The sequence below is a fragment of the Shewanella sp. GJ50-10 genome (assembly GCF_055808815.1).
Genome location: NZ_JBVVSS010000001.1, coordinates 3234836 through 3257443 on the forward strand (window position 1 = coordinate 3234836; position 22608 = coordinate 3257443).

16 protein-coding genes are annotated in these 22608 nt (G+C 40.4%); 6 read left to right on the forward strand and 10 right to left on the reverse strand.

Annotated features, from left to right (window positions below; all coding sequences use genetic code 11):
• The first annotated feature begins 276 nt into the window (after positions 1 to 276).
• On the forward strand, positions 277 to 3003 hold the full coding sequence (locus AC0L4E_RS13670; protein ID WP_473681660.1) for an EAL domain-containing protein: 2727 nt from the start codon (positions 277 to 279) through the stop codon (positions 3001 to 3003).
• Between the two features lie 177 nt (positions 3004 to 3180).
• Here the strand turns inward: AC0L4E_RS13670 and AC0L4E_RS13675 are convergent, their stop codons facing one another.
• Both AC0L4E_RS13675 and AC0L4E_RS13680 read right to left on the reverse strand, forming a co-directional pair.
• Entirely contained in the window at positions 3181 to 4230 is a 1050-nt protein-coding gene (locus AC0L4E_RS13675; RefSeq protein WP_473681662.1) for an alkene reductase, read from the reverse strand.
• 202 nt (positions 4231 to 4432) lie between these two features.
• On the reverse strand, positions 4433 to 4690 hold the full coding sequence (locus AC0L4E_RS13680; protein ID WP_473679631.1) for a TIGR02922 family protein: 258 nt from the start codon (positions 4688 to 4690) through the stop codon (positions 4433 to 4435).
• 262 nt (positions 4691 to 4952) lie between these two features.
• On the opposite strand from AC0L4E_RS13680, the gene AC0L4E_RS13685 reads away from it, so the two are divergent.
• Positions 4953 to 5675: a YebC/PmpR family DNA-binding transcriptional regulator gene (locus AC0L4E_RS13685; RefSeq protein WP_473679632.1), complete on the forward strand. Its 723-nt coding sequence runs from the start codon at positions 4953 to 4955 to the stop codon at positions 5673 to 5675.
• Positions 5676 to 5748: 73 nt separating this feature from the next.
• On the opposite strand, the gene hpf is transcribed toward AC0L4E_RS13685, so the two are convergent.
• The 4 genes from hpf to AC0L4E_RS13705 all read right to left on the reverse strand — a co-directional run bounded on the left by hpf (position 5749) and on the right by AC0L4E_RS13705 (position 9374).
• Positions 5749 to 6105 (reverse strand): ribosome hibernation-promoting factor, HPF/YfiA family, encoded by a 357-nt coding sequence (hpf, locus tag AC0L4E_RS13690; RefSeq protein WP_473679633.1) that lies wholly within the window; start codon positions 6103 to 6105, stop codon positions 5749 to 5751.
• A 532-nt stretch (positions 6106 to 6637) separates the two neighbouring features.
• Positions 6638 to 7552, reverse strand: a complete 915-nt coding sequence (locus AC0L4E_RS13695) for a hypothetical protein (protein ID WP_473679634.1) — start codon at positions 7550 to 7552, stop codon at positions 6638 to 6640.
• A gap of 12 nt (positions 7553 to 7564) precedes the next feature.
• Positions 7565 to 8599, reverse strand: a complete 1035-nt coding sequence (parM, locus tag AC0L4E_RS13700) for a plasmid segregation protein ParM domain-containing protein (protein WP_473679635.1) — start codon at positions 8597 to 8599, stop codon at positions 7565 to 7567.
• Positions 8600 to 8888: 289 nt separating this feature from the next.
• Positions 8889 to 9374 carry a YajQ family cyclic di-GMP-binding protein gene (locus tag AC0L4E_RS13705; RefSeq protein WP_473679636.1) on the reverse strand — a complete coding sequence of 162 codons (486 nt, stop codon included), beginning with the start codon at positions 9372 to 9374 and terminating at the stop codon, positions 8889 to 8891.
• 169 nt (positions 9375 to 9543) lie between these two features.
• Here AC0L4E_RS13705 and AC0L4E_RS13710 point away from each other — a divergent pair, with 169 nt between their 5' ends.
• From AC0L4E_RS13710 to AC0L4E_RS13720, 3 genes are read left to right on the forward strand one after another with little or no spacing between them, the layout of a single operon-like run.
• Positions 9544 to 9918 (forward strand): VanZ family protein, encoded by a 375-nt coding sequence (locus tag AC0L4E_RS13710; protein WP_473679637.1) that lies wholly within the window; start codon positions 9544 to 9546, stop codon positions 9916 to 9918.
• Positions 9919 to 9929: 11 nt separating this feature from the next.
• A complete protein-coding gene (locus tag AC0L4E_RS13715; RefSeq protein ID WP_473679638.1) occupies positions 9930 to 10937 on the forward strand; it encodes a ketopantoate reductase family protein in 1008 nt (335 codons plus the stop codon).
• Positions 10934 to 11632 carry a phosphatase PAP2 family protein gene (locus tag AC0L4E_RS13720; RefSeq protein ID WP_473679639.1) on the forward strand — a complete coding sequence of 233 codons (699 nt, stop codon included), beginning with the start codon at positions 10934 to 10936 and terminating at the stop codon, positions 11630 to 11632. Before AC0L4E_RS13715 ends, AC0L4E_RS13720 begins: the two co-directional genes overlap by 4 nt.
• 9 nt (positions 11633 to 11641) lie before the next feature.
• Here AC0L4E_RS13720 and AC0L4E_RS13725 read toward each other — a convergent pair whose 3' ends face one another.
• From AC0L4E_RS13725 to AC0L4E_RS13740, 4 genes are all read right to left on the reverse strand, one after another.
• Positions 11642 to 12898 carry a DUF481 domain-containing protein gene (locus tag AC0L4E_RS13725; protein ID WP_473679640.1) on the reverse strand — a complete coding sequence of 419 codons (1257 nt, stop codon included), beginning with the start codon at positions 12896 to 12898 and terminating at the stop codon, positions 11642 to 11644.
• A gap of 127 nt (positions 12899 to 13025) precedes the next feature.
• Positions 13026 to 13922 (reverse strand): multidrug transporter, encoded by an 897-nt coding sequence (locus tag AC0L4E_RS13730; protein ID WP_473679641.1) that lies wholly within the window; start codon positions 13920 to 13922, stop codon positions 13026 to 13028.
• 279 nt (positions 13923 to 14201) lie between these two features.
• Complete coding sequence (locus AC0L4E_RS13735; protein WP_473679642.1) at positions 14202 to 18542, reverse strand: alpha-1,6-glucosidase domain-containing protein; 4341 nt, start codon at positions 18540 to 18542, stop codon at positions 14202 to 14204.
• A 108-nt stretch (positions 18543 to 18650) separates the two neighbouring features.
• On the reverse strand, positions 18651 to 21620 hold the full coding sequence (locus tag AC0L4E_RS13740; protein WP_473679643.1) for a TonB-dependent receptor: 2970 nt from the start codon (positions 21618 to 21620) through the stop codon (positions 18651 to 18653).
• A 400-nt stretch (positions 21621 to 22020) separates the two neighbouring features.
• Between AC0L4E_RS13740 and AC0L4E_RS13745 the strand changes: the two genes are divergently transcribed.
• A complete protein-coding gene (locus tag AC0L4E_RS13745; protein WP_473679644.1) occupies positions 22021 to 22464 on the forward strand; it encodes an OsmC family protein in 444 nt (147 codons plus the stop codon).
• Positions 22465 to 22608 lie beyond the last annotated feature (144 nt).

A 22608-nucleotide genomic window follows, 5' to 3' on the forward strand; every position in this document is an offset into this window, starting at 1 on the left:
GCAACTGAATGCTGCTCGCATCACAGTTCAGTGATTGAATATGACTTAAAGCTATATTAAGCGCTTACTCACTCTCCTTTCTAGCGTTCAATAAACTCGCTCCCTTTTTAATAATGACATGATAAATTTTCTCTATCGCCCTGTTGACCTTGTCTAAAATTCAGCCCATATTGATACATAATTGTTAATAATTACATCAACTTCACTGTGATTATTAACTCAACTTTTATCTTTCGGGTTGATTACGGTTATGAGTAAGGTTTTTCATTGAGTTTAGTGGCTCATTATTTACATAAATGGAAATTAAGGCTGGGGATCCTATTAGCCTTATTATGTTTATGGCCGCTTCAAACTTGGCTTGTATCTTACCTTGCAACCAGTGCACTAACGCCTTACGAGATCAATTTATCGCTCCCCCTTTCAGACAAGCTCAATCAAGAATATGGGCTAACATCTACAAGTCATGTTACCAACGTTTTTGTAAGTGGCAGTTTTTCTGACTGGCATAGCGATGACCCCTTTTATCAGATGCGGCCTTCAGGCGAAAACCAGTGGCACTACCAACTCCCATTACACCCAGGCGATATTGAATATAAATTGGTGTTAGAGGTTGAGGGACAAGCTGATGCGATTTGGATTTTAGACCCCAACAACCCTAATACAGCCATTAACCCTTGGGGAGATAAAAACTCTCTTATTGAAATAGCAGACTGGCCAAAGGTGGCTGTGATTAGTCGACTGTTAACGTTGGCAGTTATAGGCGCATTTTTATTGTATTGCTTGTTAGAGCCATTACTGTATTGGTTACTACACTTGAAAATGCCGCTTTATCGCAAATTGATGCTGTCGAATGTGCTAATTTTAATCTGTATCCAAATCATCTTCTTTAGCTATCAATTACATCAAAACAGACAACTGATAAAACTCAGTATCAGTGATACCTTACATAATATGCATTTGGTATTAGCCAGTAACCATATTGATTTTAATGACTTAAATAACCAAAAACAGCAAATAAACAATGCTATTGATCAATTTTTTGCACAAGCAACGACTCGAATAGATAAAAAGCAAACCAGCCTGTTTCAAATCACTTTATCTGACTTTGCCGTATTAGATAAAAATGGCGAGTTGATTTCGCTGCATCATCGACAACAAAATCAATCAATTCAATTAAACCGAGCTCAAAAGCTAGGGTTTGCTAATACTCATGATTACTTCATCAAAGGCATGTGGGCTAACCTCATTCCCGAGGTAAAAGAAAACGCCCTTAACGGGCAACTAGTCACCGCCAAACGTCCTCCAGCAATACGTCATGTTGAAACCAATAAAACACGTCAAAGTGAATGGGTATTGGGTTTTAGCCAAGTGATGCAACCAATTATTTCCCGTGGTCAGCTGCAAGGTTTTTACGGTGGTTCAATGCAAGTCAAGCTGTACGGCGCAGAACTACTCAACACCTTATTATTTCAGCTGCTATTACTGTCTGGCGTGCTTAGTTTAGCCAGTTGGTTATTGATGAGTGTCGGGAAAATTGTCACTGCAGATATTCTGACATTAACCAATTGGACTCAAAAAATTGTCAGAGGTGATCTTAGCCAAAAGCTGAACATCAACAGCCAAGATGAAATCCAACAGCTTGGTGATAATTTTGAAGTCATGAGACAGTCGCTAGCCGAGAGCTTCCATAAGATTGAGCAGCAAAACAGTAACCTCTTTAATGAGGCTTATTTCAATAACCTCACAGGCTTACCCAACCGTAAAAAGCTGTATGCCGATTTAAAACAACATCAAGCCAGCTCATTGTTAGTATTCAGTATTACTGATTTTGACGAAATTAATGACTTTTATGGTGTAAAAACCGGCGATATAATTATTCAAAAAGTGGCTAATAGTATCGAAATGAATGCCACTCCCCACATTTTATATAAAACTGGGGTTGATGAATTTGTGGTTTTGGTTATCAGCACGTTTGATGACCATCAATTACAAGACTTAGCCGAGCAGCTAATCGATCATATTTCCCACCAAGCGATTGTGATTGATGAAAACGAACTCTACATTACTTTAAGTGCTGGCGGCGCCCATTGTATCAATGAGCAGTATTCTCAGTTACATCAACATGCTGACCTAGCCAGACGTATGGCAAAGCGTCATTACCAACGCTACCGTTTATTTACAGCTGACATGTCTAACCCTCAAGCTTTTGAAGCCAATATGCATCAAAGTCGGTTACTGGTTTCAGCAGTACAAAACAACCTAGTTACCCCTTATGTGCAGCTAATCAAACCACTTTCAATTAATGACAGTCCAGAAAGTGCAAACCAAGTAATAAGTGCCAAACCGAAATTCGAATGTTTAATGCGAATTTGCTTAGCTAACGGCAAGGTGCTGACACCGGCTCAGTTTATGCAAACGGCAGTTCGTTCGCGTCTTTATCCAAAAATGATGCAAGTAATGCTTGAAAAGTCGTTTTCATTATTTAACTCGCTGCCTTATGAGTTTTCAGTCAATATCTCTCTTGAAGACATTGCCGATCCTGAACGAGTAGCAACATTGCTTACACTTCTTAAAAGTTATCCTGAAACAGCCACAAGGTTGACCTTTGAACTACTAGAAAGTGAAGAGATCACCAATTACGATTTAGTCCATGACTTTATCGGCAAAGTAAAACCCTATGGCTGTAAAATTGCCATTGATGACTTTGGTGCGGGTTACTCTAATTTTGTGCATTTGATGAGATTAGACATCGATATTATTAAAATAGATGGCTCGCTTATTCGCTATTTAGATAAAGATGAAAAAGCCCAATATTTGGTTGCCACTGTAACGGATTTTGCTAAAAAAATGGGTATTGAAACTGTTGCCGAGTTTGTGGACTCCAAGCAAGTGCTTGAGCAAGTAAAGCAATATAAGATTGATTATGCTCAAGGCTATTTATTGGGTAAGCCTGCGCCTACTATAGAAGCAGCATTGGCGTATCAAGATACAGAAACACTTTAGACGTTCGATGCGTATGTACTTATGGTTTTAATCTTCTCGATTTTCGATTCACACATACATTAATACAAACACTCATACGAAAAAGACCACGATACTTCGTGGTCTTTAATTTCTAGCAAGTCGTAAGTTAGCTTTTTGACTTAATGCTGAGTCGCAATGACTCAATAGTTAAAATAATTAAACTAACTCAGCGAGCATAGCATCATCATAAGCAGTTAATTCACGACCATCGCGGACTTTAGCGACGTAATCAGGGTTAGCAATAAAAGCGCGGCCAATGGCTAATAAATCAAACTGATTATTATCAATCGCATCGCTACCCGTTTGCGCGGTATAACTTCCGACACCAACAATCGTTTGATTATATTGCTTACGTAAATAGCTTGAGGCTTGGCCATCTAAATAGTCAAACTCCATAGCATCATCAAATATGCCTAAGTGGATGAATGCTAAATCGCGCGGTTCAAGTTGCTTTAATAAGGTATCAAATACAGCGCGGTCACGGTTGTCTGGCTCCATATTGAAATAGGCGCCCGGCGATAAACGAATCGCTGTTCTATCACTACCAATTTTTTCGATAATGGCATCAATAACCTCAACGGCAAAACGTGCCATATTTTCTGGGGTTTCGCCGTATTCGTCGGTGCGGTTATTACATGAATAATGTAAGAACTGATCGATTAAGTAACCATTTGCACCATGAATTTCGACCCCATCAAAACCGGCTTTTATGGCATTATCTGCAGCGGTTGCATAGTCAGCGACTAGTGAGGCAATATCTTCAATTGTCGCCGCTTTAGGCTCCTGATATGTCAAATCTCGATTACGTGGAATAGTGCCTTCGATTCCTATATTTGATGCTGATAACACTTCACCGTTTTCTTCACCAAAAAAGAACGGGTGAGCGACGCGGCCGGTATGCCACAGCTGGGCAAAAATCTTCCCGCCTTTATCGTGTACAGCTTGAGTCACGACTTTCCAGCCATCAATTTGCGCTTGAGTATATAAACCCGGTGTATTGACGTAACCTTGCCCATCAGGACGAATAATGGTGGCTTCACTGATGATTAGGCCAGCATCAGCGCGGCGAGCATAGTAATCAGCCATCGTTTGAGTTGGGACTAAGTCATCGTCAGCCATACAACGTGTGAGTGGCGCCATTAAGATTTTATTATTAAGGGTAAGCGTGTCATTGAGTTTATACGGGGTAAATAACGTAGCAGGCATTGGCATAGTACTTCCTTGAAATAGCGATTCGCTGTTATTTAAAACTTAAGCTGGAGGTTTAACTTAGCTTAAATTTTTCATTGTTAATTTAATAGATGGGGTCGAATTATCTATATTCAATAAAAACAAAAAGCGACTCACAAGTAGTCGCCTTATTTTTACTAACATTTAGGTACGTTATAAATAAAAAATTAGTTCTACATCAGACTAAATTTTTCTGGGAATACACACGCTCACCTAGTGAGTTAAGAATTTTACATTCACCATCAAGTACAGCAATGATTGATTTTCCCGCCCTAAACTCATTGGGAAGCATTACCCTTCCCGTCTCACTCACATCTAAACCTGTTAGTACTATATTTTTCATTAACAGCCCTACTGGCGCTTCATAAAATAATACTGTTACCGTCGCTTTATTATCTTCATTGGTGCTGGCGGTTTCTTGACTCTCTTTTGTCATATTTTTACTCTCTTACCGATGCTAACTACATGCTTACGATATGGTTTTTATAACACTCGTATCAGTCTAGACGAATATTGAAACTTATACCTCATTCTTGCAATCAATATCTTACACAAATTTAACAGCATCTATGGTAAATTGAACTCACTAATCCTCTATCGGCTGATCTGCATCAACTGCAGTGCCTATATAGACTAAACAGCTGCGATTATTTTTGTTAGAATCAGCGGCAATTTTCGACATTAAAAACGAGATCAAGATGGGAAGAGCATACCAAAACCGCAAAGAATCTATGGCAAAGACTGCCGGCCAAAAAACGCGTATTTACTCGCGCTACGGTAAAGAAATATACGTTTGTGCCAAAAATGGTGGTGTTGATCCTGATGGTAACTTAGCGCTTCGTAGCTTAATTACCCGCGCCAAAAAAGACCAAGTACCGACTCACGTTATTGAACGTGCCATTGAAAAAGCCCGAGGCGGTGGTGGTGAAGATTACGATACTGCTCGTTATGAAGGTTTTGGTCCTGGTGGCTGTTCAGTCATCGTTGATTGCTTAACTGACAACGTTAAACGTACCTTTACTGAAGTACGTCAAGCATTCGTTAAAAACGACGCTAAGTTAGGCGGCCCAGGTACTGTTTCTCATATGTTCGATCACCAAGCTGTGTTTGTATTTGCAGGTGAAGACGATGAAGCCATTTTAGAATTATTGATGATGGCAGATGTTGATGTTACTGACGTTGAACTAGAAGACGGTATGATCAGCGTATTTGCCCCAATTACTGAATTTAACAAGGTTCGTGTTGCATTAACTGACGATAATGCTGATATCAACTTCGAAGTTGAGCACATCACTTTTGTACCGCAAACAATGACTGAAGTAACAGGCGAAGATGTTGAAACCTTCGACAAGTTCATTAATGCTTTAGAAGATTGTGACGATGTACAAAACGTTTACCACAATGCTGAAATCAACGATTAATTCGTTTATTTAAAGCAATAAAAAACGCAGTCAATTGACTGCGTTTTTTTATACGTTAATTAACGTAAATCGCTTATTTTAGATCCATTTCTTGAACTTTTTCATGCGCGATTTCAGGCGTTGTTACTTTTGGCTTATTGTGCAAATCAGCTTTAAGTTGTCCTTTACGATGCTTTAGTGCTGCATCGAGTTTTTTGCCTGCACTTGAAAGTGCTGGATACATAACAGGGTCTGAGGATTTTGCGGCTATACGACTTCCTTCATAATTTGTCGTGATTTCAACTTCAAATTCGCCGTGTTCTTTTGAGATGATAATATCGAGCGATATTAACGTAGGGAAATGGCTGGCAATTTTAGTGAACTTTGCGCTAACGTCTTCTTTTACAGTATCTGTAACATCAACATGGTGACCTGAAAGATTTATTTTCATAGATAACTTATCCTTTAATAATATAGCCTTGCTATATACTTCACTTTCTAGCAGATATTTATTCTTACATAAGTAGATTTTGGGGCGTTTGTTCTAGATCACAAGGGTAGTTGTATAAATTATTGTTAACTTTACAAACAAACTATCTGCTTTTCATACGTATGTCATTTACGTGCTTTACAGCTTTAGTATAGACATAAAACTCCAACAAAATCTGCAACTTTTGTCGTCTTTACGATGAATTTGTATTTATTGTCATTTTTCAAACAATTAAGCTTATATTTCGTTTGTTTTTCATCCTGTTGATTCTATGTTTTGTGCATTACCCTGTTAAATAAATTATTTTTAGCAAGTATCTGAGCAATGAAGATGTTCAAACATTAATCAAACCAGTTCACTCAACTCAGTTATCAATATTATTTTTAATCATTATTTAGCGGCTTTATTTCTTTAAAACATAAAAAAGCCCAAGCTTAAGTTGGGCTTTTTGTAAATGCTGACGTTAACTATCTGTCCAACTTACTGACTCAAACTACCAAAGCCCTTTAGCTTTAACTTTACTGGCACGTTGAAGCTGGGTATTGAGTTGTTTCACTTGTGCTTGATCATCAGCCGACAAGGCTTTATGACCATTAGCCAAGTTTTGAGTTACCTGATCACTTAAACTGCTCATTTGTATTTTAATACTGTTAAATGCCGAGAGTAAGCTTTGTTGGTTAGCGTTAATGGCGTTCAGTAATTCGACGTTGTTATCATCTAGTCTTGTTTCAATTGCCGCTAAGCTCGATTCGGCTAAGCTCGATTTAGCTAAACTTAATTCGGCTGAGCTAGCTTCAGCTGAGCTAACACCTGAAGAATCTGTAATAGGTGAATGAGCTACAGCTTGCACTTTTAGCTCTGCCAGTATTTGCTCATTTTGAGTTTGAAATTGACTCAACTGCGCTGAAAACTGACTATTAAGAAGTTCGCTTAACTGCTCGATTAACTGCCCATGCTTCGCTTCTGTTTCTATCTTTGCTTTAGCATCTACATCAGCTTGCTCTTGCTTGTGTGTTTGTTGATGCGCTGCGAGCATTTTTTCAAACTTCAGCCATTGGCTATCAGCAAGTACTGCTTTAGCTAGAGCTGGAGCCTCATCAATAGATTGTTGAGACTCGCGAGCCAACTCATCATCAAACAATGATATTTGCTGAGTAATTCGCTTTGCATTAACGCCATTTGGACGATATTGCTCACTGACAAGTTTTGGTAACTCAGGCGATAACTGATGCAAATACAAACCAGACAAATAAATGTCACGATGAAAAATGCTGCGCCTTTGCTGGGCGATATCCTTTTCATCGCTGCGTTCTTTCTCACTGACTTGCCATGCTCGCAGATTCTCAATGGCGTAACCATGCTGCTCATGAAGTTCTGGTGCTAGATTAAAAGTACATTGAATACGCATACACTTTACCTATTAAGCTGCTGCAGAGTCATCAGTATCGACGTCGTTACTTTCAGCTGCGTGATAACAACAGATCTCACGGGATAAGGCTTCTTGAGGTTGTTCAAGTAACACTATTTTTTCGCCAAGGCTTGGATATGCTTCATGCACAGCAGCTTCGATTAGGGTTGCGCCACCGCCAACTAAATAAACACGGTTAGGGTTACGCATAAAGGTTTTCGCTTCATAGGCAATGGCATTACCTAGCTCTTCGATTTTATGCTCGATACGCTCAAGTACCCAATCCACTTTGGTTAAGTCATTAATCACTTCACATGCAAATTCGCGGTTATGACGGTTCTTAATCAGTTCATTCGCAACTAGGTAACTGGCATCGCTGTCAGCTGCTGCTAAGGCTTTTCTGGCCGCGTCAGTTACCATAGATACACCTATTGTGGCATTACCGTATACGCTTGATACATCATCAAATTCACCAACAATCACCCCCATATCGAGAGTCGTTCCACCAACATCAATAACTAATGATTTAGTAAAGGCATTAATGCCCGAATCCACTAATGTGGTTAGTACTGCTGGTAGACTTTCTGGCAAGACTTCTACCTCAACAATGTCAAATAAGTCGCCTTTGTTGAGCGAAATTTCACGCAATAAATTGGCTTTTTTGCGCTCAATGTTAGCTTCGTTCTTTTGGCAATCGTCTGCGTTGTAATATTCAGTAATGGGTAAGGTCACTAAAATACTAACAGGACAAGGAGTGATACCTGTTTGTAATAGCGCGTGATGGACTGAAAGTAGGTTTAAATCATCATACTGGTATGCGACGTGAGTGGTGGATAAAGCTCTGTCTGAAGTGGCGTCAAACGTGTATTTTGTTGAGCCAATTTGATAGTTAAAAATCTTCTTTCCATTAAGTAATGCTGCACTCTTCCAATCTTTACGAAAAGAATTGGGCGAAGTAATACAATGCACCTTTTCGTCTTTTATCCAGCTGATTTTTACATTGGTAGAACCATCATCGATGGCGAATTTCATTTTTGCAGTGGTCATAACTCAGATCTTAACGTCGCAATTTAAAAGTATGCAGCACCAAGGCGACAGCAAGTGGTAACAACTGAAATGAAAACCAATAAAATTTTAGTTATATGCAAATAGCAGAGGTAACTTTTAGAGAATAAAAAAATGCTGCAACAGTTTACTGTTACAGCATTAATCTCTTATGACGCTTAAGCCATTACCAATCGACTGATTAATCGAGTCAGTTTTCCAAGGTTTTTAGTCGCGAAAAGTAGTCTTAAAATTCGTCGCGAAAAATAGCCTTAAAAATTAGTCGCGAAAGTTAGTCGCGAAAGTTATTAAACTGAAAAGGTTGGCCTAATTCAGACTCTTTTGCTAACCGCATGACCGCTTGTAAATCATCACGTTTCTTACCAGTAACGCGCACTGAGTCGCCTTGAATAGATGACTGCACTTTTAACTTGCTGTCTTTAATCTGTTTAACCAGCTTTTTAGCAATCAGGCTATCGATACCTTGTTTGAAATTCACTTTCAAACTGAAGGTTTTACCACTATGCACTGACTTTTCGTCAACATCCATTGCAGATGGTTCAACGTTACGTTTACTTAACTGAATACGTAAGATATCCACTAACTGACGACATTGAAAATCATCTTCAGCTTTTAACGTAACGGTATGATCTTTATGTTCAATCTCAGCTTCTTTACCGCGAAAGTCAAAACGACCTGCAAGTTCGCGACGTGAATTTTCAACAGCATTACGTAATTCAACTTCATCGACTTCTGAAACGATGTCCATTGATGGCATAGTTATTCTCCCATTTAATCATTGTGCTAATAATACCATTTTAACGGGAAGCGCAAACCCTCCGTAAAATAGAAAACATTAATTAACTGGAATTTAATGACTTTAGCCGCGGCTTTTTTTATTATTGCTTCACTCAGACGATATGGCATCAGGTTAAGTAAACGACAACATGAAATTAAAATTATTTTTCACTGCTGCATTTGCTTTAGCTGTTCTTGTTGTCAGTTATCTTGTTTTCTCAAAGCCGAACTACCCCATTACTTTTAATAACATGGACAAAGTTGGCCATACTCTGAGCTTTTTCGGCTTAGCTTTTTTAGCTTATTTCGCATTTAAACCTAAGTGGTATTGGATGTGGTCAGTACTGACTTTTTACGCAATATTGATTGAAGTCATTCAATCTCAAATCCCTTATCGAAGCGCTTCTGTGGCTGATGTCGTCGCTGATATATTTGGTATCGCTTTGTTTTATATGCTCTTGTATGTATTGAGAAAGTATCAGTCCGCTAAACTGTTTCCTAAACGTTCATCGAAAACGTCATAAGCGAGTGACATATGCGCTCAAATCAACTTGCCCCCAATATTGCAATCATCGGCGCTGGCGCTATTGGCATGCTGATTTATCATCAGCTGACTCACACGAATTCCCCTAAAAACAATCCATCAGAAACCACTCAACCACTTTTACTCGGTCGAAACTTCTGTTTATCGACAGCTGATCATCAGATGCAATCCCTGAGTGTTGAAACGTTTTCTGATAATCCATTAATCAATGACACCATAGTTCAGCCTTGCTTGGTTAATAATCTTAGTGATGTGACGGCTGAACAGCTATCGAATATTGAGCTGGTTATTGTGTGCGTTAAGTCTTATCAGGTGAATGATGCCGTTGCAGCGCTCATTGATAAACTGCCAACTAACGTCACCTTACTATTGCTGCACAATGGATTGGGGCCGCATCTTCAAGTCATCAAGCTTATTGAAGCTCATCAACGTAACGATATCAGTTTATATCTTGGAACAACTTCTCAAGCCGCATTAAAACTAGGTCAACTCCATGTTCGCCAAACTGGCACAGGCAAAACTGTTATTGGCAAAGTCCGCGGAGCGGCAATAACGCAGCAAATGGAATCAATACTTTTAAGTGCGATTCCAAATAGTGAGACTCACTCGAATATCTTGCTGGCTTTATGGCAAAAACTCATTGTCAATTGCGCCATCAACCCACTCACTGCAATCGAGCAATGTAATAACGGCCAACTCGCACAAGCGCAATATCAAGATCAAATCAATGCTATTGCCACTGAGTGCGTTGCAGTGGCAAAGGCTGAAGGAGTTTCACTTTCGCTAACTGAGTCTCTCAGTACCATTTATAATGTTATTCAGCTCACCGCCAATAACTACTCCTCCATGCACCAAGATGTAACACATCAACGCATCACTGAAATTGAGCAGATTAATGGCTTTGTTGCAGCTAGAGCACAACTGCTTGGTATTTCGACTCCGGTTAACGATGCTTTAGCAGCAAAAATTAACCAGCTAACCAAAGATAACGCGCTGTGAAATTTGCTAAACAACAAGCGATGAGTCACTTGTTGAGTCCAACACCAATCTCTTTTAGCCCTGTAATTATCTCAGCTTACCTTCTCGCTGGGATGGCAGCTCTGCTTAGTGTTATTTATTTTGACCGAAGCATTGCCGAATTTATGCATCAACACAGCCAATCAAACTTGATGTTTGAAGGCTTTTCAAAAATACCTTTGTTGCTCGAAATACTCGCGGCAACGATTGTGCTTATGAGTTTCAATAAGCGTTATCAAACTAGGCTATTTCATATTCGGCGGATCATTATTCTGGTAGCCATTTTCGCCAGCAGTATTCGAGTTGGCGCTAAAATAATATTTGGCCGTACTTGGCCTGAGACTTGGACAGACGATAACCTTTCATGGATTAGCCATGGTGTCGAAAGCTTTCACCCCTTTTCACTTTCCAATAGCTTTCATTCTTTTCCATCAGGGCATGCATTGCTCACCTTCGCTTTTGCCAGCTTATTTTGGCACTTTGCACCGAGATTTAGACTGTTTTGGATATTTTGCATGGCTGCAGTCATCATTGGGCAACTCGGGCAGAATTATCATTATTTAGGTGATTTACTGGCTGGCGCAGTTATTGGAACATTAGTAAGTCAGCTGACAATTAATGGCTACATTCACTTTTTTCAGGCACAAAAAAAGGCCCAAACTGAGCCTTCTCATTAATCGTTCAATCTAAATATCGATACCAAAACCGACAATAAATTGATAATCATTTTCCTTGGGCGTGATCCCGTCTGAATCTGGTTGTGGGCTGCCAGTATGATCCCAAACAAACGATAGATCCAAATCGAACATATCGGTCAGTTCAATCTCTAATGTCGCCAAGGCGTGATGTGTGTAACCACCTGAATCGTCATTACCGTACTGGACTCGATAAGAAGTAACAAAATCAATATCACTGGTTATTTCAGTGTCATAAATCGTTTCAATGACTACAGTAGCCGAACCGCTATCAGTGTCTTCACCGTCTTCTACATTATCAAATTTTGTGTAGGTATAAGCTGGACCGCCTGAAATACTCCATTCCGTTTTAGCATTATCAATAATGTTATAACCTAAACCCGAACCTACTGTGAGTTTGTATTCAATATTCAAAAACTTGTCGGTATAGATTTCAGCGAATATGGGTCTTAAATAGAATTGCTTTGATAAGAACCAATCGAAATTGGTATTAATACGATTGTTGTTAATTTTCTCTTCATCGTCAGATTTTGAATAATTGCCAATATAATCAAAATTAAAGCGAGATTCAGTGGTGCGGCGAACCGTTTTGGCGATAGCGCTATAATCGATTTGATCTGTATTTCCTGAGCGGAAGTTTGCCCCTAAGGAGATTTTACTCGACCAGTAATTCGACTCTTTTTGCTCACCTGCAATAATCGTCAATATTTGGCTGCGGTCAAACTCTTGGCCATCGATATACATAATGCCGTCTTTAACCAGTAACTGACCACTGTGAGTAGATAAATCTAAAAAACCAATACTCACAACACCAGCACTTTGCAGAACTTTTACATCTTCCCAATCAATAAAAATGGTATCCAGTTCATCACTTTCGAATTCTAATTTATCGTCATATAAGTTTTTAATTTCGCCTTTTAACAGCTCTAACGAAGTGAATTGTAGCCAATCGTATTTGCTATCTTGAGGTAAGCTCAGCTGTTCGGGAGTGAAGGAAGTTTTAACGATTGCTGACTCATCAAGAGTCGCCTTTGAAACAACTGAAGCTTGAGCTGTAGGGGTTCCTGTGTCTTCAAGGATCCCTTCTTCCGAAATTGTCGCTGCGAGCACATTTGAACTGAGCAATAATGACAAACTTGCACAACTCAACGTCGTGCTCCACTTAGTGACTTTTGGCGACGAGACTATTGGCGACGTGACTATTAACGACGTTTTTTTGCGCGCGAAACGATGAGCAACCAGATCCATAAAACTCTCCCTGAATAATGATTTCTTGGTTTTATCTTCGCCAGTATAGTATGAAAAAACAACAAATTGAAATCACAATTAGGTATTATTCCTTATTGATTTCAAAGCCAAATACCTATGGTTTTCTCTATGTCCACATGACTAAAATCGCCGCAACAGCAATTAACACTAACCCTAATACTTCATTAATTTTTATTTTTTGTTTAAGCCAAAAAACACTAATCAACATGGTAAAGAATACTTCAATCTGACCTAAGGTTTTAACGTAAGGAACCGCTTGCAGCGACATAGCGCTAAACCAACCAATTGATGCTATGCAACTACAAACACTGATGAGTAATGTCAGTCGAGGGCGTTGCCACAATGCCATTAAGGTCAATCGGTCTTTTATGCCTAAATATGTCACTAATATCAGCGTTTGTAGACCTATCACTGATAGCAACACCCAAGCTGCTCTATGGGTAAAAGGAATTGGGTTAACCAAGCCTGCATCTGAAATCAACAGTAAACTTGCCTCTCTGACCCAAAGAGAAGTAAATGCAAACGCAACACCGCTGCCTAAACCTAATAGAATAGTATTGAGAGATAACCGCTTAACGCCGCGCTGAGTGCTCAGTAACATCACTGCCACTGCGCCAAGAATCACCCCAATCCAGCCCAATAAACTCAAGCTAGTGCCAAAAAACAATACACCTAAAATAGCAGCGACTAGCGCTTCGCTTTTAGCAAGCCCTGCCCCTACTGCAAAGTTTTTTAATTGAAACAGTTTAACCATCAATCCCGTTGCCAGTATTTGCATTAGCGATGCGCCAATCACAAAACCATAAAACTGATAACTAAAGCTAGGGAGTTCGCTAGGTTGGATTTGATAGAGGCTAAATAAATAGACTGCAGCAATAGGTCCTGCCCAGATAAAGCGTGCGAGTGTGACACCACTGACTTTAACCTGCTGGCTTAGCTCGCTTTGAAATGCATTTCGCCAAGACTGCATAAAAGCAGCAAGTATCGTAAGTGCTATCCACATTAATGATGCCCAATAATTCAGAGGTTTGAGGCCTATAACCTATCACATTGAGCTATATGATACGGGGAAAGTTTGAGCTATTTATGTTTGTTGGTGATGAAAAATATTGCGAGGTTCATCCTATAGAAACCGACAGTTACCCTAAAATAAAAAAGCCAGCTGGGAACCCAACTGGCTTTTGCAATAAAGTACTAATCACATGTAACTTAGTCTCTAATTAACAAGCATTATCACTGTATGATTATCAATGCATGATTATCACTGTATGACTCATCTGTTTTAGTTAACCGCAGTCACAGTCAAAACCGGTGAGCTAGTGCTAGGGCCTGTCACAGTAAAGCGATAAGTTCCCGCTGTTGCAACGTCAAACATCATGTTTGCACCTTTTGAAGCTAAGGTTTTCATGTCGCCTTCAATGACCGTTTCTTCACCTGCAATTGCACCTAAGTCGACAGTTGACCAATCGCCAGTGGCGATCTTGAATTCAGCATTACCTGCATCAAGCGCGATATCTACAGTGTAAACTGACGAGCCTTGATAACTCAGAGCATCAACTTCACCCCAGCCATTCATACCGCCACGAATATACACAGTGTTACCAGCAAACATATCGGTTTTGTTGACGGTTAACACAGGCTCTGAACGATTACTCATATCAAACGTGAAGGTGTACATTTCTTCCGCTTCAAAGTTAAGGCTCATATTGGTGCCTGAAACGGCTAACACTTTTGCAGTTCCCAAAGTCACTGCGCCATTATCATCTAAACTTCCGTAATCAACCGTAGACCAGTCACTAGAAGCCACTTTGAACTCATGATTTGCAGCTGAAACTAGGATTTCTGCTTGATAGATGCTGCCGCCCATGTATACAAGCTCATTAGTTTCACCCCAACCATTCATGCCGCCACGAACATAGACACTGGTGCCAACAAATGGCTCTTCGTTATATACCGTTAGCACTGGGTTATCTTTATCTGCAGCATTGAGTGAGAATACGTAAGTTGCATCAGTTGCTGCTGTAAAGCTTAGGTTAGCGCCACCAGCTGCAAGTTGCTCAGCCACATCTTCTTCGACACCAGCTTCAGCATCTGATACGCCACCAAAATCAACGGCGCTCCAATCAGCAGAGGCAATCTTAAAGTCATAACCGCCAGCTGCTAATGTAATCGCTACGCGATATTCGCCATTTCCAATATAGGTAAAGCTATCAACTTCGCCCCAACCGTTCATGCCGCCACGAACGAACACCTCTGTGCTACCGTAAGGAACTACATCAGGCGCACCTGCTGTCGCATTGGCACTTAAGCCAGCACCTTGGCTATCACCTTGATTTTTAACAAACACTGCCGTGGAATAAGCAGGGACGGTAAAGGTTCCCTCTTCGGTGCCTTCACTAAAGTTTGCGTTTTGCACTGTTGAATCAATCGACATTGATAACGTCGGATGCAAACTAAATCCGGCTGCGGTTGGTACTGTATGAGACTGCTCATTTTCACTACCATTTATCATCACAACCATAGCGTCAACAGCAGGGTCAACATCCACCAACCCTGCACCATCATCAACACTCATGACAATCACGCCTTGGGTTTGGTTTGTACCAATATTATGGAAACCAACACGGTCAAGAATGTCTTGTTCAGTTGTTAAGCGTAGTAATGGGCTTGTTTTACGGATGGACAAGAACTCATTAAAGACGTTTGAAGCAAACTCTATTTCAGACATAGATGGCGCTGAATTAGGGTTACCTGCAAGCTCAATAATTTGATCCATTTTTTCTGCGTTATCTTGCTCTAACGGAAGGCCAACATTCCAGTTGTTACTTCCCTTAGTAAAGTCGACCCAGTTAAACCAATCTCCTGAGTCATACGTGTTACGGTCTAATGATTTAGAGCGCAACATGTCGCCACCCATTTGTAAAAATGGAATACCTTGGCTCATTAATGGAATGGTTGCGGCGATATTTTGCACTCGTACACGGCTATCTAACGATAAACCAATGTCGTTTGAGTACTGCAGAATATCCCATAAGGTTTCGTTATCATGCTTTGATACGTAGTTAATACTATCAGCAGGGTCTAACGCATACGCTGTAGGTTGTGAGTTCCAGCTAAAGCTGCTACCCGTTGCGGTATTACCGTTAAAGTCTTTAAGTACGTAGTTTTGTAAGTTACCCGCCATTGATAAACGTAAGGTATCTTGATCGCGCAGGTAATCATCTTTCTGCTCTAAAGCAAATAAAGCACCACCTCGAACGGCTTCACGAATACGGTCATTGTATGTACCGACTTCACTCCCTGCCATATTGGCTTGAACAGCTTGCTCAAATAAGCGATTGTCTGCAACTTCACCAAAGTTCCAACCTTCACCATAAAAGTAGTTATCAGCATCTACTGCTTGAACCGCGTCGCGGGCTGCTAAAATACTGCTCTTAGGCATATGGCCCATGACATCAAAACGGAAACCATCGAAGCCATATTGCTCAGCTAAAATCACCATAGAGTCAGTCACAAACTTGTCCATCATACGATGTTCAGTCGCCGTATTATCACAACAGGTTGATGACTCAATATTGCCGGTAATTTCGTTATAGCGATGGTAATAGCCTGGTACCACTTTATCGAGTACCGAGTTATCCCAAAGCCCAGATGAACTGGTATGGTTATACACCACATCTAGCACTACGCGCAGGCCTAAACCATGCAGTGCTTGGTTCATTTCACGTAACTCTTTAACGCGGGTAATCCCATCTGCATCACTGGCATAGCTGCCTTCTGGTGCAATAAAGTGCTGAGGATCATATCCCCAGTTAAAACTGTCATAACCACGCATGGCATTAACGAGTGCCTGGGCATCTTTTGAGCCCGGTAATGTCCCTTCTAGAATAGATTGAATCGTCGCTGACTTATCCTGAGTCACACACGCATCTGCGCTGTCTTCAATCTTGTCACACAAGCTGCCTAAGGTATCTGTGATATCAATACGCTCGGCTGGATCTTCATTAATCGTCGCAATATCAGTTAATGGCAGCAAGTGAAAATGAGTCACACCGCTTTGTGCAAGCTTACGCAGATGTTCAACTGGCGCGCTACCTTCTTCTGTAAAGGCTAAATACTTACCGCGATTGGCTTCAGAAGTGCTCTCATCACGTGCACTAAAGTCACGGACATGCCCTTCGTAAATAACAATATCTTCTGGGTTGGCGACCGTCATCACTTCGTGGTCATCCCAACCATCAGGCTTTAAGTCATCATCACTTAAATTGATAAACTGACTGTAGCGTCCATTAGTAGAGACATTAAGCGAATACGGGTCTGTAGATTCTAAAGTTTCAATCGCTTTAGTGACTGGGTGAAATACCATTAACTCATAACGGTAATACATTCTGTCTAAGCTCATATCACCGCTAAATGACCATATACCGGTATCAGCATCTAGCGTCATAGCCTCAGTACTGGTTAGGTTTTTACTAGCATCATAAACTTTTAAATTAACCGTTTGCGCAGTAGGAGCCCACACTTTGGCCATGATATTGCTACCATCATAGATAATACCCAAGTCAGCTTCATCAGCATCGCTTTCACCTGAGGTATACAAAGCATCTAGCACTTTAGCCACTTGTACATGGCTCGCAGCTACAGGCTTGTTATCGCCATCATACGCTGCCATCACTAATTGATTTTTAGCAATCATTTTAGCTTCTTCGGCACTGAAGTTCGCCTCATAAGCTGGCCAATCAGCTAAATGTGGTACTAATGCTTTTTGCTCATCAGTAAGCTCACTGGACATCACTTCAACTTGTGTTCCAGTGATATTGCCATCATTGTCAGCAGCAATACCTGCGCTGTCAGAATGATGAATAACAAACTTAGCAATGCCGTCAGGATCTTCATTCCACACAAAGGTGTTTTGATCTAACCAATGTGCACTGGCGCCAGCAATCGAAAACCCAACATCTAGAATAGGATAGTCATAAACATCACTTTCACCATGAATAGTAAAGTTAGTGCGATTGAAGTTTGCTTCTGGCTCACCGTCTTCTGCCAGTACTTTAAGGTTCATGACTAAATCACCATCTCCTAAAGCTTTACCAGAACCTTCAGTACCAATGTGAACAATAAAATTAGCACATTCGCCATAACCTTCTTTGAGGTTGATAATCCAATACGCACCGTAATTAGGGTCGATACCATCAAACGAATGACCATTTGCCCAATCAGTTGAGTCAAATGGCGCGGCATAGCTATCACAAGTATCGTTATTCCAAGTATGTAACTTATAACCGGGATAATTAGTGTTGCTATCACTATTATCGTTATCTTTTATGCGGTTGTAATACAGCACGGCTTGGTTTTCGCCAGCATAAGCCACTGGTTCAGAAAGCTCAGGGTTGTAACCCACAATACAACTTTCATTTTTAGCATCAGGAAACTTAGGTGCTGGACAGCTTAACGGCGGTGGTGGTATGCATTCTGTACCCGCTGCATTAGGTATATTCGGCACGTTACATGTTAAAAGCACTTCACCTGGCTCAGATGAATCCCCACCACCACAACCAGCGAGCGTAGCTAAACTTGCCGCCACTGCTGATAACTTTAAGACTTTAGAAATACTCATCATGAGTGACTTCTCCCCATAAAATGTTGATTAAATTGCGCCATCAGTTTGTTATTTTTAATTTGATGACCCATCACTCGAATTAACGTTAGGTTGTTTTTATTGTTTTGATTACATGGCATAAGTGAACCCCAAGTAGTATTCACGACCAAAGTATTGAATGGTGCCGGTTTTGTTTTCGGTGCCGAAGTAACTCTTTGTTGGTTCATCGGTTAAATTATTCACTTGGAACAACACGCCTAGACCGTCAGTCACTTGGTAAGACGCTTGGTAATCAAGTACTGTTTCACCGTCAAAGTTCACCACTTGTTCGTTAATCGCGACTTGTTCAGAAACAAAGTCATCACGGAAGCGACCACTTAAACGCGTTTCAAAACCTTCATAGGAATAGAACAAGGTTGCGCTCACAACATTGTTTGATAAGCCAGGAAGATCTTGAGTAGCTGTATCACCACCTAAGTTGGTAATTGATTGCACTTCTGACTCTGTGTAGGAGTAACTTGCGTTAAAGCCAAGTCCAGACCAACCCGCAGGCAATGATGCAAACACTTGGGTATAAGCAAGTTCAAGTCCGCGAATATAACCGCCTTCGGCATTGTTTACTGCGGTGGTATAGGTGCCATTGGTGGTTTCAATTTGCTCGCCGCTGTCTTCATCAATAATGTAGTCAGGTACGTTAAATCCGTTACCTTTAAAGTCGAAGTTTTCAATGGCGACGGTATCAATAAATGAATCAATATCTTTATAGAAAAGCGCTGCGACTATCGCACCTTCATCGAAGTAATACTCATAAGATATGTCGTACTGATTCGCATAAAACGGCATTAAAAATGGGTTATTGGTACTCGAACCATTGATTTCACCATCATCAGAAACCGATGCACTAATATCACCAGCAAGACGGTTAATCGGTGGACGAGACATCACTTTTGCCGCAGCAAAACGCACTTGTGAGTCATCTGACACTTTGAAATTTAAGTTAATTGATGGCAGGTAATCGGTGTAATCCACACCTTGTACTGTAGGTGCATAGTTTTGGTTAATAATGCCAATTTCATCGGTAATATTTTGCGCACCTAATGTTGGGTCGCCTTCAACGTTTTGCAGCATAGTGGCAGATTGGTCGGTATTGACCACACGAACACCAAAGTTACCAGTGATCGGTAGTCCACCGATTTCAGTATCAATATTCGCCATTACGTAACCAGATAAGACTTCTTCGTAAACATCGCCGCTTTGCAGTACTGACCATGAGTAGTTTGTGGTATAGCCTTGTGGATCAATCACACCACCTGCATTACCCCAAGTTTGTACAGGGTCAGGTGTACCGTCAGGGAACCACGCATTAAGTGCTTTGTCTAAATCAATCGCTAAGTAAGATGGGAAGTATGAGAAGTCACCTTCCCAATCAACCACTGTCGTCATGTCGTCTGTGAGTTTTAAAGGCGGCTCAGAGTTAGAAAAGGCACCATCATTACCGTATTCAAATACTGAACGGTCATTAGAATAAGTTCTGTCAGAATAACGTGCGCCAAATTCAACACTCGAGATAAAGTCATTATTTAATTCATAAGTAAAGTCGACGCGATACGCTTTTACTTCATCTTCATTTTCAAACGGGTAGATCCCGTACTTACTTACCATCACTCGGTCAATATCAGAAAAAGCATCGGCTTGATTAAAGCCAACATCTGGTAAATCTAAACCATTGAGTAAATAACTCACTGATACATTTTCATCAAAAACAGGAGAATCTGCATTGGCATCAACTGCCACGTTTGACCAAAGTAAACCGTTGCGGAAGTCACTTTTAGCTGCGGATAACGACACATCAACATTAACATTTAAGCGATCTGTAACTTGCCAATCACCGTTAATACCAAAGCTATCGACTTCATCAAAGTCTTGGTTATCATCGTTGACAATTTCTACCCGGGTATAGCTTTTCGAGGTTCGGTTAAAGGTGCCACCGATGACAGAATTACCGTCATAAGTTGGGTTTGATACGCTAGCACTTGAACCACCAAATTTTGTTCTAAACCCACGGGCAAATGATTCACTATCAAAGCGCGACATAAAGGCGTCAGCCTTTAGAACAAAGTTATCAACTGGTGCCCATTCAATGGCGGCCATATAACCGTTACGAATTTCAACACCACCTAAATGTTGAACTTCAAAACCTTCACTTATGTACTCATTAGCAGGGTTATCTTCAGGGCCATTGGTATCGCCATCAATACCATCAACATCTTTAGAGTCATTGTAAGCAAGGCCAATAAATTGAGTTGCCACGCTTGGTTGCTCAAGGCGAGCGTAACCTACTGCTACACCTAAAGTATCTTCTAGGAACTTACCTTGATATGAGAAACTTAAACGATGGCCGAACTCTTCTGCGCCATAAACCTCATCAGCGCGATCGTTATACATACCACGCACATTGGCAGTAAAGTTATGTTGTTTTTCTTTACTTAATGGGCTGACTGTCGTGAGCTCAACAGTACCTGCTACACCACCTTCAATCAGTGAAGCTTTTGGCGATTTATAAACTGCAGCTGAACTAATAAGCTCTGATGGATATTGGTCAAATTCGATGCTACGAGAACCACTAGTAGAGACTTGCTCACGGCCATTTAATGTAGAAAAAACGAAGCCACCTGACATACCGCGAATGTTTATCTCCGCGGCTTGACCACCGGTTCGCACGGCTGAAATACCTGGAAGACGAGTTAATGCATCCGCCATCGAAACATCTGGCAGCGCTCCTAAATCATCTGCAGAAAGTTGCTCTGAAACGGTATCCCCATAACGTTTTGAATTAAGTGAATCAATCAAGCTACGGCTATAACCGGTAACATTGATACGCTCAATACCAGTGTCATCATCTGCTTCTTGTTCGTTTTCTGCTAACACATTGGTTGGCGCAGTGGTTTCAGTAGCATCAACTTCAACATCTGCTGTTGATGACTGAATGGTTTGCGTTTTAACTTCTTCAGCCGCAAATGCGTGATTAGGAGTTAAGATAAAACTGACTCCTGCTGCCGCTAGCGCTAGCGATAAAACACTAGGTTTACAATTGAACATTGAGTTTCCCCTCACCTTACTGACTTTATAGTCACCCAACATTCAGTTATACGACTCAGACTAATGGAATATCAGGCATTATTATTTTTCTATACTAGTCATGGATAAGTATTAGCCTCAATTTATTGCATACGTATTCATAACATTTGATTAACAACGCGTATTATCAAATCACAGCTAAGCGAATGAAATAGCGCATAAAAAACGTTCAAATAAAAATGCAAAGGTATTTTTACATCTAGGCTAGTCGTTAAATATCTAAGCTTTAGTAGATTTCATCAGTCACTTAGGTAAAATGCTTGTTCAGCTAAAAATGTCTAGATAATTGTTTGAAACTATTTGAGTTAAACTCAAATCAAGCTTATCTAAATATTTGATATTGTTAATAAAGGATTTTTAGATGGGTTTTAAGTTAACGGTAAAATGGCAAGCAGATCATTTTGAGCATACTGCGCCAGAGTTTAACCGAGATCATCAAATAGAGTTTGGTACAGGCCAAGTGATTAATGCTTCATCAGCCCCAGAATTCAAAGGGAATGAGGCTATGGTTAATCCTGAAGAGAGTTTATTAGCTGCGTTATCGTCATGTCATATGTTAACGTTTTTAGCGATAGCACATTTAAAACGTCTATCAGTTACCAGTTATACTGACAATGCTGTTGCCGAATTAGGCAAAAATGAGACGGGCAAACTCGCCGTCACTAAAATGAGCTTAAACCCACAAGTGATATTTGCAGATGGCGTTGAAGTTAGCCAAGAAGTACTGCAAAAAATTCACGATAAAGCTCATGCAAATTGTTTTATCGCAAATAGCATTAACTCTGAAGTAGAGATTAACCTTTAATTCTAAACAGATACGCTATTGAGCTATTAAATAAAACTAAAAAAGCCACTCAATGAGTGGCTTTTTTGTCTCTAAATTAACCGTTTGAGTATGCATGTAATACATATTTAAACAATCAAACTTAGATAAAAAAGCCGCTAACGT

Excerpts from the sequence above, each read along its gene's own strand:
- AC0L4E_RS13675 (WP_473681662.1), bottom strand. The coding sequence starts at position 4,230 with ATGCCTGCTACGTTATTTACCCCGTATAAACTCAATGACACGCTTACC.
- AC0L4E_RS13680 (WP_473679631.1), bottom strand. The coding sequence starts at position 4,690 with ATGACAAAAGAGAGTCAAGAAACCGCCAGCACCAATGAAGATAATAAA.
- AC0L4E_RS13685 (WP_473679632.1), top strand. The coding sequence starts at position 4,953 with ATGGGAAGAGCATACCAAAACCGCAAAGAATCTATGGCAAAGACTGCC.
- hpf (WP_473679633.1), bottom strand. The coding sequence starts at position 6,105 with ATGAAAATAAATCTTTCAGGTCACCATGTTGATGTTACAGATACTGTA.
- AC0L4E_RS13695 (WP_473679634.1), bottom strand. The coding sequence starts at position 7,552 with ATGCGTATTCAATGTACTTTTAATCTAGCACCAGAACTTCATGAGCAG.
- parM (WP_473679635.1), bottom strand. The coding sequence starts at position 8,599 with ATGACCACTGCAAAAATGAAATTCGCCATCGATGATGGTTCTACCAAT.
- AC0L4E_RS13705 (WP_473679636.1), bottom strand. The coding sequence starts at position 9,374 with ATGCCATCAATGGACATCGTTTCAGAAGTCGATGAAGTTGAATTACGT.
- AC0L4E_RS13710 (WP_473679637.1), top strand. The coding sequence starts at position 9,544 with ATGAAATTAAAATTATTTTTCACTGCTGCATTTGCTTTAGCTGTTCTT.
- AC0L4E_RS13715 (WP_473679638.1), top strand. The coding sequence starts at position 9,930 with ATGCGCTCAAATCAACTTGCCCCCAATATTGCAATCATCGGCGCTGGC.
- AC0L4E_RS13725 (WP_473679640.1), bottom strand. The coding sequence starts at position 12,898 with ATGGATCTGGTTGCTCATCGTTTCGCGCGCAAAAAAACGTCGTTAATA.
- AC0L4E_RS13730 (WP_473679641.1), bottom strand. The coding sequence starts at position 13,922 with ATGTGGATAGCACTTACGATACTTGCTGCTTTTATGCAGTCTTGGCGA.
- AC0L4E_RS13735 (WP_473679642.1), bottom strand. The coding sequence starts at position 18,542 with ATGATGAGTATTTCTAAAGTCTTAAAGTTATCAGCAGTGGCGGCAAGT.
- AC0L4E_RS13740 (WP_473679643.1), bottom strand. The coding sequence starts at position 21,620 with ATGTTCAATTGTAAACCTAGTGTTTTATCGCTAGCGCTAGCGGCAGCA.
- AC0L4E_RS13745 (WP_473679644.1), top strand. The coding sequence starts at position 22,021 with ATGGGTTTTAAGTTAACGGTAAAATGGCAAGCAGATCATTTTGAGCAT.